Genomic DNA, 15,955 nt, shown 5'->3' on the forward strand with positions numbered 1-15,955 from the left:
GTCTTGATGCGCCGTCACGCAGTCCAGGAGCCGATCGGGAGGCGAAGTGCCGGACCGCACCATCGAATTCGGCAAGTACGGTGCCCGCGGCATCAAGGGCCACGAGGCCGTCGCCCGCCAACTCGACGCCCTGGCCGGTTTCGTCGTCACCCCCGTCACGGCCCGCCGCGGACTGCTGGCCCGGCTGCACTACCTCACCCGTACCGACCACGCCCGCGCCGCCGCCCGCGAGGCCGGCCTCACGGTCACCGACCGCACGCTCAAGGCCTGGCTGGACGGCAGACGCACCCCCTCGCGGCGCAACCTGGAACGGATCGAGTCCGCCTACCTCCTGGTCCGCCGGCGCAACGTCTCCGTCTACCTCCTGCGCCGCCTCAACGCCGCAGGCCGGGGCACCCGGGTGGAGTTCCACCCCCTCAACCAGTCCCAGGTGGACCGCCCCCGCCAGCGCGTCGTGGAATACCGCACCCTGAACGTCCGCCACTGGGACCGGATCGTCGAGGCGTGGTCCGCGAGCGACTACGAAGGCCTCGACGAGGCATGGATCAACGACGTGGTCGTGGACCTGGGTTCCCAGTGGGGTCAGTACGAGTACGTCACGAACATCGGCTTCGCCGCCTGAATCGGGCCGCGCGGCCCGCCTTCAGCGGTGACGCGCGACCTCACATATAGCCGTCCTGTCTCGTCGAAGTGGGTGGGAGCACAGCGACCGAGGAGGCAGACGCCGGCATGACCACACCGCCCGACCCCGGCCTGAGCGCGATCATGAGCGAGCGACGGCAGCTGATCAATCTTGCCTACCGGCTCCTGGGCTCCCTCGCCGACGCCGAGGACGTCGTACAGGAGACCTACGCCCGCTGGTACGCCCTGTCCCGGCAGCAGCAGGAGGAGATCGCGTCCCCCGGCGGCTGGCTGACGACCGTCGCCGGCCGCATCTGCCTCGACCTGCTCGGCTCGGCCCGGGCCAGGCGGGAGCGCTACGTCGGCGAATGGCTCCCGGAGCCGGTGCCCGACCGCACGGAGTGGATCAGCGGACGGTCGGGCGCCACCCCGGCCGACCCGGCCGACCGGGTCACCCTCGACGAGTCGGTCAGCATGGCCTTTCTCGTCGTCCTCGAATCGATGACCCCGGCCGAACGCGTCGCGTTCATCCTGCACGACGTCTTCCGGTACCCCTTCGCAGAAGTCGCCGCGATCGTCGGCCGCACGCCGGCGGCCTGCCGCCAACTGGCCTCCTCGGCCCGCCGCCGCATCCGCACGACACAGACCCCCACGACCACCCCCACGGCGCACCGCGCCGACCTCGTCCGTGCCTTCAAACAGGCCTGGGAGGCCAAGGACATCGACGCCCTCATCGCCGTACTGGCCCCCGACGCCACCGCGACGGGCGACGGCGGAGGTCGCGTCAGGGCCGCACTCCACCCGGTCGAAGGCGCCGAGGAGATCGCACGCTTCTACGTCCTTCGCGCCGCCGTGCCTCCCGGCCTGACGCTGCTGGAATGCACGGTGAACGGCCAGCCCGGACTGGCGGCCCAACAGGACGGCGTCACCGTCTCGGTGCTGGCGTTCGACATCGCGGGGGAGCGGATCCACCGCATCTGGGCCGTGCTCAACCCGGACAAGCTCCGGCCTTGGAAGAGCGGCTAGTTGAGGGTGTCGGGGTCCGGGCCGGTGCGCAGACCGCGGTCGAGGGCGGCGATGGCGGCCATCTCCTCGTCGCTGAGGGAGAAGTCGAAGACGTCGATGTTCTCCCGGATCCGGGCGGGGGTGACCGACTTGGGAATGACGACGTTGCCGAGCTGGAGGTGCCAGCGCAGCACGATCTGGGCCGGCGACTTGCCGTGCCGCTCCGCGATCGTGGTCAGCGGGGCCTCGGCGAGCACCGCGCCCTGGGCCAGCGGGCTCCAGGCCTCGGTGGCGATGCCGAGCTCGGCGTGCAGGGCGCGCAGCTCCGACTGCTGCAGTCCGGGGTGGAGCTCGATCTGGTTGACGGCCGGGACCAGCGAGGCACCGTCCAGCAATCGGCGCAGGTGGGCGGGCTGGAAGTTGGACACACCGGCCGTGCGGACCCTGCCGTCGGCCACCAGCTGCTCGATGGCCTTCCAGGAGTCCCGGTACAGATCGCGGGCCGGCGTCGGCCAGTGGATGAGGTACAGGTCGACGTGGTCCAGGCCGAGCTTGGCGAGGCTCGCGTCGAATGCCTTGAGGGTGGCGTCGTAGCCCTGGTCGGCGTTCCACAGCTTCGTGGTGACGAACAGCTCCTCGCGGGCGATGCCGGAGGCGGCGAGCGCCTGGCCGACGCCGGCCTCGTTGCCGTAGATCGCGGCGGTGTCGATGGAGCGGTAGCCGGCTTCGAGCGCCGCGGTGACGGCGGCGGTGGTCTCGGCGTCGGGGACCTGGAAGACACCGAAGCCGAGCTGCGGTATCTCGACGCCGTTGTTGAGGGTGAGGGTGGGGACCGGGGTGGTCATGTGCGGATCTTCCTTGCTGTGGACGGCGGGAGGCGACGAACGCGCCCGATTGCGCCAGGTGCTTACGAGCGATGACAATAATTGCACACGCGGGATAAGCGCAAGCGGGGATCGTTCGCGCTACGTCGCGGCCTGTCGCGTCACGCGGTAGCGGAGGTAGATGACCTGGGAGCTGAAGGTGCGGGTCTCGACGAGTTCGAGATCCTCCCGGCGCTCACCCTGGGGAAAGTAGGAAAGGCCGCCGCCGACCAGCACCGGGTAGACCCTGACCCGGTACTCGTCGATCAGACCCGCCGCGGCCGCCTCGGCGGCGAGAGTCGCGCCGCCGATCGCGATGTTGCCCTCCCCGGGCTCGGCTCGCAGCCGCTCGATCTCCTCCACCGGGCCGCCGGCGGCCAGGCGGGCATTGCCCTGCACCGCCGACAGCGTGGTGGAGAAGACCACCTTGGGGAGCGCGTTCCAGAGCGCTGCCCATTCGAGCCTGGCGGCGTCGAGTGACGGATCCTGGTCGGCGGTCTCCCAGTACAGCATCGTCTCGTACAGCCGTCGCCCCAGGAGATAGACGTCGAGCTGTCGGATCTCGTCGATCCAGGAGCGAAAGACGTCATCGTCGGGCGCCGTCCAGTTGAAGTCGCCGTCCGGCCCGGCGATGTAGCCGTCGAGTGAGACGTTCATCGAATAGGTCACGCTGCGCATCGCAAGCCCTCCTCGGTGACGGCTTCGACAGTACGACCGCCGAAGCCCCGGGACTCCTCGCGGCTCGCGGGATCCTCTCAGTCCGTGCCGGTCCGCCTCTCCAGACGGCTGCCCCGCGGAAGCGTGACGGACATGATGTCGCTGGGTCCGTCCAGCGCGATGCGGTGCCACCGCCCGCGCGGCACGATGGCGGCCGTTCCGGACGCCAGCTTGATCTCCTCCTCTCCGTCCCCGGCCTGTTCCGGACGGAGGACGAGACGTATGCCACCGGTGAGACAGGCGACGACTTCGTCCGCCTCGGTGTGGATCTCCCAGTGGTCGGCGTGGACGTCGGCGTCGGTCTCCACGTGGAAGGTCATCACCTGCCAGCCCTCCCGCTGGGGGTCGAACACCGGCTCCTCGGCCCGTACTTGGCCGCCCGGCCGGATGTGGAGGAACGAGGAGAAGAGGTCGATCGGGGTCACGGTCATGCCCGTGGGTCCTTCCTGTGACGGTGTGGCAAGGGGAGAGGGTTCACTCGGCCAGGGCGCGGCGCAGGGCGGCGGCGAGCTCGGCGATCTGCCGCTGGGACACTTCGGCGGACAGGATCGCCTGCGAGCCGTGGAACGTGCCCGCCCACTGGTGCAGTTCGACCGAGACGCCCGCCTGCAGCAGGCGCAGCGCGTAGGCGATGTCCTCGTCCCGGTTCGGGCAGAGCTCCGCGGTGGCGACGTAGGCGGGCGGCAGGCCGGACAGGTCGGTGGCCCGTGCGGGTGCGGCGTACGGCGTGGCGGGGTGTGTGCCCAGGTAGTGCCGCCAAGCCGTGGCGACCTTGTCGCTGTCCATCCAGGGCGTGTCGGTGAAGTTCCGCCGCGACCAGGTCTCCTGCCGGTCGTCGAGCCCGGGCTGGCTGAGCAGTTGGAAGCGGATCCGCGGGCCCTGCTGGTCGCGGGCCCGCAAGGCCACCGCGGCCGCGAGCCCGCCGCCGGCGCTGTGTCCGCCGACCGCGATCCGCTCGGCGTCGATGCCCAGTTCGTCCGCGTGCTCGGCCGCCCAGGTCAGCACGGCGTAGGTGTCGTCGAGGGCGGCCGGGAACGGGTTCTCCGGGGCCAGCCGGTAGCCCACCGAGATCACCACGACGTCGGCGCCCGCCGCGATCCGGGCGGCCCACGGGTGCTCGGTGTCCAGATCGCCCATGACGAACGCGCCGCCGTGCAGCCAGATGATCGCGCCCCGCGCGTGGTGCGGGCGGTAGATCCGCACCGGCACCTCCGGCTCGGCGGGCACCGTGCGGTCCTCGACCTCCAGGCCCGTGGTGTCCGGCGGCGGCAGCGTGGCGGCCAGGGCGGCCAAGTTCTTGCGCTCGGTGACCGGGTCGGTGAGGTCGGCGCGGGGGAACAACGGGACGAATGCTTCGAGTTCAGGGTCCATGCGGCCATCCTCACGGCCGGCCGACCCCGACGGCATCCGCCAACTGTCGCGCGTCACCCGCGCGTTGCGCGCCGATCGGCGCATATCCTCCCGACATGGAGGCACTGGCCGTACGGTTGTCGCAGCTGGACACACAGAGCGAGGGCGCGATCCGCGTCGTCATGTTCTACGACACCCTCATGCGCCGGCGGGTGGATCTCCCGGCGCTCGCCCGGGCCTCGGCGGGCCTGGCCGAGTGCGTGGCCGGGATCCGGCTGCACGGCACCGGGCGGGCCGTCCGCATGGCACCCGACGGCAGGGAGGCCGCCGGTACTCCCTCGCCGCCCCCGTCCACGACGCTGCCGATCACCCTCGACGAGGAGGAGATCGGCACGGTGTGGCTGGAACGCCCCGGCCCGCCCGGCTCCCTCGACGAAGTGCTCCTGGACCGGCTGGCCATCGCCGCCGCGGCGGTCGTCGAGCGCTACGGCCCGGCCCGCACCACCATGGCCGACCCCGCCCTCGTCGAACTGGCGATCAGCGCCGACAGCGACGAGGCCGCCAGGGCGCGGGCGCTACGGCTGCTGGGCTTCGCAGCCGACCTGCCGGTCCACGTCGTCGCCGTACGGTCACGGCTGCCGCTCGACCGGATCGGCGGGCTGATCTGCCCGGCCCGCCCGGTGAAGGCGGCACCGCTGGCCGACGCGGGCGTCATCCTCGCCACCACCGTGGACCGGACCCGCTTCCCGGCAGGAGTGTGCGCGGGCATCGGCGCCGCCGACAGCCCCGACCGCTCCTGGCACGAAGCCCGCACCGCCCTCCGCTTCACCACACCCCGCGAGCCGGTCGTCCACCACGGCAGCCTCGGGGCGCTGGCGCTGCTCGCGCAGCTCCCCGAGGGCGCCGCGCGTGCGAACCCCGATGTGGCCGCGATCGCGAACGTCGCCGCCAGCCCGGACGACCTGGAGACCCTGGACGTCTACTGCGCCACCGGTTCCCTGCGCCGGGCCGCGGACTGTCTCCATCTGCACCACAGCAGCGTGGCCCGCCGACTCGAACAGCTCGGCCGGACCCTCGGCATCGAACTCACCGAGCCCACGGGCCTGATGAGAGCCCGGCTCGCGCTGGCCGCCTGGCGGCTGCTGGAGAACTGAGGACGGGCTCAGACCTCGTCGGCCCCCCACATGTCCCGCACCTGGTCCAGGCGGCGGTAGGCCTCGTCGAACCAGGCGTCGGTCAGCGGGACGGTCACGGTCACCGTCGTCAGGGACGTCGAGTCGTCCGTGACCGTGACCTGGCACCGGTCGTCGTCCTCGTCGCGCTCGACGAACAGCGACGGAGCGCGTGTGCCCTCGCGCCAGGCGATGTCCTTCCCGGCGTCGAGCAGGTCCAGGGCCGACTGCCACTGCCCCAGATCCCCGGGGAAGACCCAGGTCCGGAGGGTGCCCCGGACGAAGGGGGTGTCGACCCGGAACTCCCCGACGAGGACGTCCGCTTCGCCATGAGGGCCCCGAGCGTCCCTCCCCGTGATCCGCAGGACAACACTGTTGCCCTCGCCTTCCAGACGGATCAGATCGATCGGCTCCACGCTCATGACGGCCCCTCCCGGCTTGCTCCCGCTGGTGCCGAACACTATCCGGCGGCACGCGAGCGGCCGGGAGGGGTGGGCCCCGTCCTAACCCCAGGCGTTCCAGCTGTCCCAGTTCTCGGCGTCGAAGCCGAGCCGGCCGAGCCGGTCCGCGGCCCAGTTGTCGCCGGACTTGTCGATGACGGTGCCGCCGACGGTGTAGTTCTCCAGCTTCAGGCCGCGGCCGTCGCGGGTCTCGTTGCCGAGGGTCACCTTCTGCCCGGCGGCGTCGGTGTACCGCTTGAGCAGGCTGATCTGGGAGCCGGCGTCGAGTTGGTTCCAGGCGTCGATCCTGAGGTTCTTGACGTGGATGTTCTCGGTGCTGGAGAGCGCGAAGACACGGATCGCGCAGTTCGCCATGCCCTCGACGGTGATGTTCTCGAAGGTCATGTTCCGCACCCAGGCGTTCGGATCGGCCTTGGTGGTCGAGCCCATGTCCTCCCAGTGGGAGGAGGAGTTGAGGACGCAGGTGTTGTACTTGACGTCCTTCCAGTACATGCGGTTGTGGATGACGTGGGTGTTGTTGACCCGCACGTTGTCGATGGTGCGAGGGGTCCAGCCCCACTGGATGACGGGACCGTTCTCGTTCTTCCAGATCACGGTGTTATCGATGCTCACGTCGCTGTGGTACAGCTTCAGCACGTCGTCGTTGGCGTTGAAGAAGGTGTTCTTCATGGTGCTGCCGCGGTAGAGCTCGATGCCGTCGGTCTGCCAGTACCAGGAGCCGACCTGCTTGTAGTTGTCGACCCGCATGCTGAACGTCTCCTCGTCGCCGTAGACCACGAAGGAGTGGTAGGGCGGCTCGTTGATCGTCACGCCCTGAAGGTCGAGGTGCTGCTGCCGGCCCTGGGCCGAGGCGAACTGGAGCATCTTCACGCAGGAGGCGTGGCAGTTGGACGCGCCGCTGAGGTGGTCGTAGTTGTTGTTGGTGTCCGCCTCGTAGACGTACTGCTCACCGGAGAGCACCCCGTGGCCGGTCACCTTGTACAGGCCCTGGCTGTCGTGGGGGAAGCGGATGGCGCCCTTCACATAGGCGCCGGGGGCGAGGTAGACCCACTTGACCTGCTGGGGCAGCAGGGCGTGGTACTTCGAGGTCATGTAGTAGGTGCCGGGCCGGAAGTACACGATCTCCTCGCTGATCGTGTTCAGGTTCGTGACCCGGCCCTGGGGCGGGTAGTACGTGCTGCCCGACTCCGGCGTCGGGATCAGCCGGTCCCTCTCCGTGCCGGTCGGGGTGGGCTCGGCGAAGATCATCATGGAGTTGCGGGGCTCGGTGTGGACGGCCCGGTTGCCGTTGCCCGCGCTGGTGGTGAGCTTGCCCGCGTCGTCCGCGGGGCCGGACATGTCGTTGTAGGCCGTGTAGAGCTGCGGGGCGAACTCGACCGAGAAGCGGTAGCCCTTGGCGTCGTAGGGGACCTTGACGCGGACGGTGTCGCCGTCGACGAGCTGCTTGGCGAAGTCCAGGCCGCGGGGTCGGATCGTGACCTGGTCGGCCGAGGAGATCCGCTGGCCGGTGCGCAGCGAGACATCGACCCAGACGTCGGTGGCGTACTGGAAGGACGACCAGCTCATGGTCAGGTTCGCGGCCGAGGAGAACTCGGCGCCGTCCTCCTTGGTGTAGCCGATCTTCCCTTTGCCGCTGCGGGGGATGCTCATGTACGCGAACGAGTCGTACTTCGTCCTCGGGGCCGCGGTGGTGGCGACCTGGACGTCGTAGAACGACGACCGCCGCACCTTGTCGTCCGCCACCGGGCTGGTGGTGTTGAACTCGTGGTTGTCGTGCCACCACGTCCGCAGCTGCGCGCTGTGGGCGGTGGCCGCCCCGGTCTTGGCCGCCGCTGTGCCGACGGGCGTGAGGGCCCCGGCCAGGGCAAGGATCAAGGCCAGTGTCAGGCCGACGGCGACCGCTGCGGGCCGGTTCCGTCTCGGTGCGGGCATGACGAACTCCACTTCTGGAGGTGGTCGGGTTCGCGGATGTTCGTAGGGCCCTGCGAACGCCGCACAACGTCCCGTCATTTCTTGCTCGTGTCAATGAAATGAACGTGATCCGCTCGCGAAGGGGGCCCGATCGATGCCGTAAATCCGGATGGATCGGCAGATTCGGGTCGCGGTATTCGGCTCCCTCGGCATCGATCACGGTTGCGTAACGCGCTGTTTTCTTCCTTGACGCACAAAAAAGCCGGGGACAGACTCCCGTCATGCCCAACCGGCCGGCGCCGTGCGGGCCGCGAGAGCTGACCGATCACTGCTGTGGAGGCATGCGTCATGAGCCCGTCCAAGATCCGTTTCTCGGAGCTTGTCGGTGAGCAGACCCGCGCGGAGATCTTCGCGACCGTGCTCACCGCGGGACCCATCTCGCGCACCCAGCTCGCCCAACGGCTGGGCCTGGTGCCCTCCAGCGTGACCCGGATGCTGCCTCCGCTGCTCGAACACGACTACCTCCGCGAAACCGACACCGCGCCCCAGGGACGGGGCCGGCCGCAGAAGATGCTCCACGTCAACCCGGACAAACACCTCGTCGTAGGCATGAAGATCGGCCCCGCACAGATCTCCGGCGTCGTCACCGACATGGCCGCGGGCGTCCTGGCGCACGCCGAGGAACCCCTCGACGACCACACGCCCGAAGCCGCCCTGGCGGTCGCCGCTGACCTGACCCGAAGGCTCCTGTCCGAGGCCCCCGAAGCGGCGGACCGGGTGCTGGGCCTGGGCGTCGGCGTCAGCGGGCATGTCGACTCGGAAGCGGGCGTCTGCCGCTACTCGGCCCTGCTCGACTGGAACAAGGTCGACGTGGCCGGCCCGCTGCGCGCGGCGACCGGACTGCCGGTCGTCGTGAACAACGACGTCAACACCCTGGTCGTGGCCGAGCGCTGGTTCGGGCAGGGGCGCGACCTCGACTCGTTCGCCGTCGTCACCGTGGGACCCGGCATCGGCTGCGGTCTCCTCCTCGACGGCACCCTGTTCTCCGGCGCCACCGGACTGGCCGGGGAACTCGGCCACCTGCCCCTGGACCCGGCGGGCCCCATGTGCAGCTGCGGCCGCCGCGGCTGTCTGGAGGCCCTCGCCGGGGACCGCGCCGTACTGCGCCACCTCCAGGACGCAGGCGTCGCCTGCGCCGACATCACCGAGGCCATCGACCTCGCCCGCTCGGGAAGCGGCGCGGCACAGACCGTGGCCCGCTCCGCGTTCGCCGAGGCCGGCACGGCCCTCGGGCGGGGACTGGCCGGTCTGTGCAACCTGCTGAACCTGCAGAAGATCATCATCGCCGGGGAGGGCGCGGTCGCCCACGACCTGTTCGGCCCGGCGATGTCCCAGGCCCTTCAGGCGCACGCCTTCTCCACCGCCGCCCGCGACTGCGACATCCATGTCGACCCCGTGCGCCACGACCTGTGGGCCCGTGGAGCGGCCTGCCTCGTCATTCGTGACGCGGTGGGCGCCGCCATCTCCTGACCCCGGCACACACCCCGCACACCCCAGTACCAGTACCCGAGGACACCTGATGACGTTTGACGTGCCCGAAAACGTGGCCGGCCCCGCCGACGCCTGGTGGAGCGACGCGGTGGTCTACCAGATCTACCCCCGCAGCTTCGCCGACTCCGACGCGGACGGCATCGGGGACCTGCCCGGCATCACAGAACGCCTCGACTACCTGGCCGAGCTGGGTGTCGACGTGCTCTGGCTCTCCCCGGTCTACCCCTCCCCGCACGACGACAACGGCTACGACATCAGCGACTACCAGGACATCGATCCGCTCTTCGGCACGCTGGCCGACTTCGACCGGCTCCTTGAGGCCGTGCACGGACGCGGCATGAAGCTCGTCATGGACCTGGTCGTCAACCACACCAGCGACGAACACTCCTGGTTCACCGCCTCCCGAGACGGCGGCCCGGCCGGCCCGCGGCGCGACTGGTACATCTGGCGCCCGCCGCGCGCGGGCATGCAGCCCGGCACCCCCGGAGCGGAGCCCAACAACTGGGAGTCGTGGTTCTCCGGCCCCGCCTGGACCTTCGACGAAGCCTCCGGCGAGTACTACCTGCACACGTTCTCCCGCAAGCAGCCCGACCTGAACTGGGACAACCCCGAGGTCCGCCAGGCCGTCCACGCGATGATGCGCTGGTGGCTGGAGCGGGGCGTGGACGGCTTCCGGATGGACGTCATCAACCTGATCTCCAAGGACCCGGCCCTGCCCGACGGGATCGTTCCCGAGGGCAGTCGTTACGGCTTCGGCCACCCGTACTACGTCTGCGGGCCCCGTATCCACGAGTACCTCGCCGAGATGCACCGCGAGGTCGTCGCCCAGCACCCGCGCCGGCTGCTCACCGTCGGCGAGATGCCCGGCGTCACCGTGGAGGAGGCCAAGCTCTTCACCGACCCCGCGCACCGGGAACTGGACATGGTCTTCCAGTTCGAGCATGTCGGCCTCGACCAGGGCCCCGGCGGCAAGTTCGACGCCCGCCCCCTGCGGCTGACCGACCTCAAGGCCAGCCTCGGCCGCTGGCAGACCGGCCTGGCCGAGACCGGCTGGAACAGCCTGTACTGGAACAACCACGACCAGGCCCGCGTGGTCTCCCGCTTCGGCGACGACAGCCCCGCCCACCGCGACCGCTCCGCCAAACTGCTGGCCACGGTCCTGCATCTGCACCGCGGCACCCCGTACGTCTATCAGGGCGAGGAACTGGGCATGGCCAACGCCCCGTTCACCTCGATCGACGACTTCCGTGACATCGAGTCGCTCAACCACTTCCGCGAACAGAGCGCCCTCGGCACGGACATCGAGACGATCATGGAAGGGCTGCGGCGCCGCAGCCGGGACAACGCCCGCACCCCGATGCAGTGGGACGCCGGCGAGCACGCCGGATTCACCGCGGGCACCCCGTGGATCGCGGTCAACCCCGACCACGAGACCGTCAACGCCAAGGCCCAACTCGCCGACCCGGACTCGGTCTTCCACCACTACCGGCGCCTGATCGCCCTGCGCCACACCGAACCGGCCCTGACGCACGGCGACTTCCACATGCTCCACCCGGAGCACGAACAGCTCTACGCCTTCACCCGCCACCACCCGGCCACCGGCACCGAACTGCTGGTCCTGGCCAACTTCGGCGCCACCGACCTCACCGTCGACCTGCCCGACGGCTGGGACCACAGCGAGACCCTCATCGCCAACGTCCCCACCACCTCCCCCCTCACGAGCCCGCACACCCTGCGGCCGTGGGAGGCACGTGTCCACCGCCGCACCCGCTGACACCAGTCCCTCTCTGCACCGACGCACCCTGAGGAACAGTCATGACGCACCCCCGCAGCACCCTCCGCACCGCCGGCAGGACGCTCCTGCTCTCCGCCGCCGCCCTGGCCCTGCTCGCCCCGCTGACCGCCTGCGGCGGCTCCGGCAGCGCGGAGGGGGACGGCAAGACCCTGCGCCTGTGGCACTACGAGGACAAGGACGGCGCACTGGGCAAGGCCTGGGCCGCGGCCATCGCCGAGTTCAAGAAGACCCACCCCGATGTGAAGGTCGTCTTCGAGCAGAAGACGTTCGAGCAGATCCAGCAGAACGCCGGCATGATCCTCAACTCCGACAAGGCGCCCGACGTCATGGAGTACAACAAGGGCAACGCCACCACCGGCCTGCTCGCCAAGCAGGGCCTGCTCACCGACCTGACCGCCGTCGCCGAGACCCGCGGCTGGGACAAGAAGATCAGCGAGAGCGCCTCCGTCACCGCCCGCTACGACGCCAAGGGCGAGATGGGCGGCGACAAGTGGTACGGCATACCCAACTACGGCGAGTTCGTCCTCGCCTACTACAACGACGACCTGTTCAAGAAGCACGACATCGCCAAGCCCACCGACTTCAAGAGCTTCGAGGCCGCCCTGGCCGAGTTCAAGGCCGCCGGGATCACCCCGCTCGCCAACGCGGGCAACGACCACCCCGCCGGCCACTGGCTCTACCTGCTCGCCCTGTCGAAGGCCAACGGCACCTGGGTCGACAACTACCAGCTGTACCAGGGCGAGGTCGACTTCCACGGTCCCGAGATGACCTACGCCGTCGACAAGTACCAGGAGTGGCTCGACAAGGGCTACTTCGAGAAGAAGGACGTCGGCCTCAAGGGCACCGACATGACTGAGCAGTTCGTCGCCCAGAAGCGGCCCATCATGGTCGGCGGCAACTGGTGGTTCGGCGGACTGAACACCGACATCAAGAACTTCGCATGGTCCTCCGCCCCTTACCCGGGCAGTGAGCGCACCCTCGGCTCCGGCGGCAACCACTGGGTCATCCCCACCCGGGCGAAGAACAAGGAACTCGCCGAGGACTTCATCGACATCACCATGTCCGACAAGATCCAGAAGCTGATCGGCGAGGAGGGCAGCGTCCCCCTCGCGGCCGAGACGGACACCATCGACAACCCCAAGTCCCGCGAGCTCATCACCGCCTTCACCACCTACCAGTCCGGCAACGGCCTCGCCTTCTACCCCGACTGGCCGGTCCCCGGCTACTACGACACCTGGATGGCCGCCACCCAGAACCTCATGAACGGCGGCAAGCCCGACGCGATCCTCGACGAACTCGCCGCCCCCTACGAGGACTACGCGAAGTCCAGGTCCTGAGCCCGCGAGGAGCAACAGTGAAAACCACACGTCACCCGCGGTCCTCGGGCTACGCCCTCTTCCTCGCCCCCGGCCTGCTGCTGAGCCTGCTCTTCCTCGTCGTCCCGCTGGTGATGACCTTCTACTACAGCCTCACCCAGTGGCAGGGCATCGGCGACCCCACCTTCACCGGCCTGGACAACTACACCCGCCTCTTCCAGGACGCCGACTTCTGGGCCTCCTTCCAGAACATCGCCTTCGTGATCATCGGCATCGCGGTCGTGCCCACCCTGCTCGGCCTCTTCCTGGCCGCCCTGCTCTTCGACTACGTCGGCAAGAAGCACGGCGACGGCATCGTCTCCGTCTTCCGCTCCGGCCTCTACCTGCCCCAGGTCATCCCCGTCGCCGTCACCGGACTGATGTGGGGCTGGATCCTCGCCCCCGAGGGAGCCGTCAACAGCATCCTCGACACCGTCGGACTGTCCTCGCTGGCCCAGAACTGGCTGGGCGACCCCGACCTCGCCCTGTGGGCGGTCCTCGGTGTCCTGGTCTGGATGCAACTCGGCTACCCGCTGGTGCTGTTCATGTCCGGCCTGCAACGCATCGACCCGGAACTGTACGAGGCGGCCTCCCTCGACGGGGCGAACTGGTGGCAGCGCTTCACCCGCATCACCGTGCCCGTCCTGCGCCCCGAGGTCTACGTCGTCCTCGTCACCACCACCATCGCCGGCCTGAAGGTCTTCGCCCAGATCTTCGTCCTCACCGGCGGCGGCCCCGGCAACTCCACCCTCGTTCCCGCCTACTTCGCCTACCAGAACTACTTCGAGCGCGCCGACGTCGGCTACGGATCGGCCATCTCCAGCACCATCACCCTGCTCGTACTGATCGTCGCGGGCACCATGCTCACCCGCCAGGCACGCGAGGACGGATGACCATGACCACCGACATCACCAGCCCGCCCCGCGTCCGCAAGGCCGCACCCACGGAACAGGCCGCACCCAGGCGCCGCAAGCAGCACAAGCGCGGCGCGGGCTCCTACGCCGTCGTCACCGCGGTCGCCGTCTTCGTCCTGGCCTTCCTCGCCCCGTTCGCGATCATCCTGCTCAACTCCTTCAAGACCAGCGCCGATTACCGCGCCAACGGCTCGCTGTCCTGGCCCGAGCAGTGGAACTGGGACATCATCGGCGACGTCTGGGAGCGCGTCGACTTCACCCAGAAACTCGTCAACAGCATCCAGATCAGCCTCGGCGTCGTCCTGATCGCCGTGGTCCTGGCCCTGTTCAACGCCTACGCCATCGGTATCGGCCGCATCCGCCGCCGTACCGCCTTCCTCGTCTTCTTCCTCGGCGTCAACGTCCTGCCGCAGGAGGGCCTGGTCTACCCCATCTACTACCTGTTCAAGGAGATGGGCCTGTACGACGGCAAACTCGGCTACACGATCCTCGTCGGCGTCACCTACAGCGCCTTCGGTACCTACCTGCTCTCCTCTGTCTTCAGCGGCTTCCCGCGCGAACTCATCGAAGCCGCCTCCCTCGACGGCGCCGGCCGCTGGACCATCCTGTGGCGGATCATCCTGCCGATGAGCTGGCCCACCCTGTCGGTGATGTGCGTGTTCTTCTTCGTCTGGAGCTGGAACGAGTTCCTCTACCCCCTCGTCCTGCTCATCTCCAACGACAACCAGACCGTCCCGCTCGGCCTGTCCGTCATGCAGGGCCAGTACACCAGCGATCCCACGGCGATGAGCGCCGCCGCCCTCCTCGGCGTGGTCCCCATGGTGGTCTTCTTCCTCCTCTTCCAGCGCTCCCTGACCCGCGGCGTGACTGCCGGTGCCGTGAAGTGAGCCAGGAGTACCGCGTGCGGAAGCATTGACCCCCGACCGCCGCCGCGCTTTCATCGCGTGCATCTCGTGCGCCCCGTGCACAGGGCCGGGGCGCGAGGTACAGGGGGACCACCTGATGAGATCTCGCTTACCCATGTCCGTGTCCGCCGCCCTGGCAGCCGCCGTCACCTTCCTCGCCGCGCCCGCGGGCGCGGCGAGCGACGACCGGGCCCCGCACACCGAACGGATCAGCGTCGCCCCGGACGGCACCGGAGGCAACAGCCACTCGACGGAGCCGGTGGTCAGCGCCGATGGCCGCGTCGTCGCCTTCACGTCGTCGGCGACCAACCTCGTGCCCGGCACGGACGTGCGCAACAGCGTCTTCTACCGGACGGCCCCCGACGCACCACTGCAACGGGTGGTGGTGCCGGGCGAGACGACATCGACGCCCCAACTCTCCGAGTCCGGCCGCTACCTGACCTTCACCTCGTTCTCGGCCACCACCGGAACGTCCTCCAAGCATGTCATGGACCTGCACACCAGGAGCGTCGAGCGCCTGGCCCCCGCCATGGACGAGGACTACCACGTGTCGTACGGCATCGCCCCGATCAGCGCCAACGGCCGCTACATCGCCTTCGTCGCCCGCCCCGCCGTCGACGAACACGGCGCCTTCGCCTGCCGGGTCATGCTCCTGGACCGCTGGACCCAGCAGGTCCAACGCGTCAGCCGCCCCGCCGACGGCTCGAAGAACTTCCACCAGTGCCAGCAGATCTCCATCAGCGCCGACGGCCGCAAGGTCGCCTACCTGGAGGGCTACTCCGGCCCGGCCGACACCGACCAGGGCGACATCCTCGTCTACGACCGGATCACGCGCCGGACCGTGCACGCCGACGCCACCCACGACGGCACCCCGGCCGACAGCTCGGCGGTCGCACCGGTGCTCAGCCCCGACGGCTCCAAGGTCGGCTTCAACTCGGTCGCCACCGACCTCGTGCCCGGCACCGACCCGAACGGCGGCTGGAACGCCTTCGTCCGCGACCTGGACACCGGCACGCTCCACCGCTACGACGGCCACACCCCGACCGACCTCACCCTGATCTCGGACCTCTCGGTGAACGGCACCAAGCTGCTGCTGAACACAGCGGACGCCAACCGCAGCTCCCTGGGCCTGATCCTGCGCGACCTGCGCACCGGCCACGAGGACCTGCTGTCACCCGGCGCTGACGGCACCCCGATCACCGTGGGCCGCGCGGCACTGAGCGCGGACGAGTCGACGGCCGTCTTCGACTCGTACTACCCGGGCCTGGTGCCGGAGGACACGAACCTGATCGGGGACGTGTTCGTGCGCACCTTGCGCTGAGAGCCGTCGGGTGC

Annotated in this window: 15 protein-coding genes; 9 read left to right on the forward strand and 6 right to left on the reverse strand. The window is 69.4% G+C overall.

Going from position 1 to position 15,955, the window contains the following annotated elements:
• Positions 1-46: 46 nt before the first annotated feature.
• Together AB0Q90_RS24480 and sigJ are read left to right on the forward strand one after the other, a co-directional pair.
• A complete protein-coding gene (locus AB0Q90_RS24480) occupies positions 47-622 on the forward strand; it encodes a transcriptional regulator (RefSeq protein WP_363161493.1) in 576 nt (191 codons plus the stop codon).
• A 107-nt stretch (positions 623-729) separates the two neighbouring features.
• Positions 730-1,647 carry an RNA polymerase sigma factor SigJ gene (gene sigJ, locus AB0Q90_RS24485; RefSeq protein ID WP_363161494.1) on the forward strand — a complete coding sequence of 306 codons (918 nt, stop codon included), beginning with the start codon at positions 730-732 and terminating at the stop codon, positions 1,645-1,647.
• Here the strand turns inward: sigJ and AB0Q90_RS24490 are convergent.
• The 4 genes from AB0Q90_RS24490 to AB0Q90_RS24505 form a co-directional block, all read right to left on the reverse strand.
• Positions 1,644-2,471 (reverse strand): aldo/keto reductase, encoded by an 828-nt coding sequence (locus AB0Q90_RS24490; RefSeq protein WP_363161495.1) that lies wholly within the window; start codon positions 2,469-2,471, stop codon positions 1,644-1,646. The genes sigJ and AB0Q90_RS24490 overlap by 4 nt on opposite strands.
• Before the next feature lie 120 nt (positions 2,472-2,591).
• Positions 2,592-3,167 (reverse strand): dihydrofolate reductase family protein, encoded by a 576-nt coding sequence (locus tag AB0Q90_RS24495; RefSeq protein WP_363161496.1) that lies wholly within the window; start codon positions 3,165-3,167, stop codon positions 2,592-2,594.
• 77 nt (positions 3,168-3,244) lie between these two features.
• Positions 3,245-3,637 carry a cupin domain-containing protein gene (locus tag AB0Q90_RS24500; protein WP_363161497.1) on the reverse strand — a complete coding sequence of 131 codons (393 nt, stop codon included), beginning with the start codon at positions 3,635-3,637 and terminating at the stop codon, positions 3,245-3,247.
• Between the two features lie 43 nt (positions 3,638-3,680).
• Positions 3,681-4,577, reverse strand: coding sequence for an alpha/beta hydrolase (locus AB0Q90_RS24505; RefSeq protein ID WP_363161498.1), 897 nt, complete (start codon positions 4,575-4,577; stop codon positions 3,681-3,683).
• A 95-nt stretch (positions 4,578-4,672) separates the two neighbouring features.
• On the opposite strand from AB0Q90_RS24505, the gene AB0Q90_RS24510 reads away from it, so the two are divergent.
• Positions 4,673-5,710, forward strand: a complete 1,038-nt coding sequence (locus AB0Q90_RS24510; protein WP_363161499.1) for a helix-turn-helix domain-containing protein — start codon at positions 4,673-4,675, stop codon at positions 5,708-5,710.
• 8 nt (positions 5,711-5,718) lie between these two features.
• Here AB0Q90_RS24510 and AB0Q90_RS24515 read toward each other — a convergent pair whose 3' ends face one another.
• Together AB0Q90_RS24515 and AB0Q90_RS24520 are read right to left on the reverse strand one after the other, a co-directional pair.
• Positions 5,719-6,150: a DUF5959 family protein gene (locus AB0Q90_RS24515; RefSeq protein ID WP_363161501.1), complete on the reverse strand. Its 432-nt coding sequence runs from the start codon at positions 6,148-6,150 to the stop codon at positions 5,719-5,721.
• A gap of 81 nt (positions 6,151-6,231) precedes the next feature.
• Positions 6,232-8,121, reverse strand: a complete 1,890-nt coding sequence (locus tag AB0Q90_RS24520; RefSeq protein WP_363161502.1) for a family 49 glycosyl hydrolase — start codon at positions 8,119-8,121, stop codon at positions 6,232-6,234.
• A gap of 327 nt (positions 8,122-8,448) precedes the next feature.
• On the opposite strand from AB0Q90_RS24520, the gene AB0Q90_RS24525 reads away from it, so the two are divergent.
• The 6 genes from AB0Q90_RS24525 (at position 8,449) to AB0Q90_RS24550 (ending at position 15,941) form a co-directional block, all read left to right on the forward strand.
• Positions 8,449-9,630 carry an ROK family protein gene (locus AB0Q90_RS24525; RefSeq protein WP_363161504.1) on the forward strand — a complete coding sequence of 394 codons (1,182 nt, stop codon included), beginning with the start codon at positions 8,449-8,451 and terminating at the stop codon, positions 9,628-9,630.
• Between the two features lie 49 nt (positions 9,631-9,679).
• On the forward strand, positions 9,680-11,425 hold the full coding sequence (locus tag AB0Q90_RS24530; RefSeq protein WP_363161505.1) for an alpha-glucosidase: 1,746 nt from the start codon (positions 9,680-9,682) through the stop codon (positions 11,423-11,425).
• A gap of 41 nt (positions 11,426-11,466) precedes the next feature.
• Positions 11,467-12,783 (forward strand): extracellular solute-binding protein, encoded by a 1,317-nt coding sequence (locus AB0Q90_RS24535; protein ID WP_363161506.1) that lies wholly within the window; start codon positions 11,467-11,469, stop codon positions 12,781-12,783.
• A gap of 17 nt (positions 12,784-12,800) precedes the next feature.
• Positions 12,801-13,694: a sugar ABC transporter permease gene (locus tag AB0Q90_RS24540; protein WP_363161507.1), complete on the forward strand. Its 894-nt coding sequence runs from the start codon at positions 12,801-12,803 to the stop codon at positions 13,692-13,694.
• A gap of 2 nt (positions 13,695-13,696) precedes the next feature.
• Positions 13,697-14,602 (forward strand): carbohydrate ABC transporter permease, encoded by a 906-nt coding sequence (locus AB0Q90_RS24545; protein ID WP_363161508.1) that lies wholly within the window; start codon positions 13,697-13,699, stop codon positions 14,600-14,602.
• Between the two features lie 115 nt (positions 14,603-14,717).
• The gene (locus AB0Q90_RS24550; RefSeq protein ID WP_363161509.1) at positions 14,718-15,941 is read left to right on the forward strand and encodes a hypothetical protein; all 1,224 of its coding nucleotides are present in this window, start codon (positions 14,718-14,720) and stop codon (positions 15,939-15,941) included.
• Positions 15,942-15,955 lie beyond the last annotated feature (14 nt).

The sequence above is a fragment of the Streptomyces sp. NPDC079141 genome (assembly GCF_040686775.1).
Taxonomy (GTDB): domain Bacteria; phylum Actinomycetota; class Actinomycetes; order Streptomycetales; family Streptomycetaceae; genus Streptomyces.

Excerpts from the sequence above, each read along its gene's own strand:
- AB0Q90_RS24505 (WP_363161498.1), bottom strand. The coding sequence starts at position 4,577 with ATGGACCCTGAACTCGAAGCATTCGTCCCGTTGTTCCCCCGCGCCGAC.
- AB0Q90_RS24495 (WP_363161496.1), bottom strand. The coding sequence starts at position 3,167 with ATGCGCAGCGTGACCTATTCGATGAACGTCTCACTCGACGGCTACATC.
- AB0Q90_RS24530 (WP_363161505.1), top strand. The coding sequence starts at position 9,680 with ATGACGTTTGACGTGCCCGAAAACGTGGCCGGCCCCGCCGACGCCTGG.
- AB0Q90_RS24500 (WP_363161497.1), bottom strand. The coding sequence starts at position 3,637 with ATGACCGTGACCCCGATCGACCTCTTCTCCTCGTTCCTCCACATCCGG.
- AB0Q90_RS24550 (WP_363161509.1), top strand. The coding sequence starts at position 14,718 with ATGAGATCTCGCTTACCCATGTCCGTGTCCGCCGCCCTGGCAGCCGCC.
- AB0Q90_RS24490 (WP_363161495.1), bottom strand. The coding sequence starts at position 2,471 with ATGACCACCCCGGTCCCCACCCTCACCCTCAACAACGGCGTCGAGATA.
- AB0Q90_RS24525 (WP_363161504.1), top strand. The coding sequence starts at position 8,449 with ATGAGCCCGTCCAAGATCCGTTTCTCGGAGCTTGTCGGTGAGCAGACC.
- AB0Q90_RS24535 (WP_363161506.1), top strand. The coding sequence starts at position 11,467 with ATGACGCACCCCCGCAGCACCCTCCGCACCGCCGGCAGGACGCTCCTG.
- sigJ (WP_363161494.1), top strand. The coding sequence starts at position 730 with ATGACCACACCGCCCGACCCCGGCCTGAGCGCGATCATGAGCGAGCGA.
- AB0Q90_RS24510 (WP_363161499.1), top strand. The coding sequence starts at position 4,673 with ATGGAGGCACTGGCCGTACGGTTGTCGCAGCTGGACACACAGAGCGAG.
- AB0Q90_RS24520 (WP_363161502.1), bottom strand. The coding sequence starts at position 8,121 with ATGCCCGCACCGAGACGGAACCGGCCCGCAGCGGTCGCCGTCGGCCTG.
- AB0Q90_RS24545 (WP_363161508.1), top strand. The coding sequence starts at position 13,697 with ATGACCACCGACATCACCAGCCCGCCCCGCGTCCGCAAGGCCGCACCC.
- AB0Q90_RS24515 (WP_363161501.1), bottom strand. The coding sequence starts at position 6,150 with ATGAGCGTGGAGCCGATCGATCTGATCCGTCTGGAAGGCGAGGGCAAC.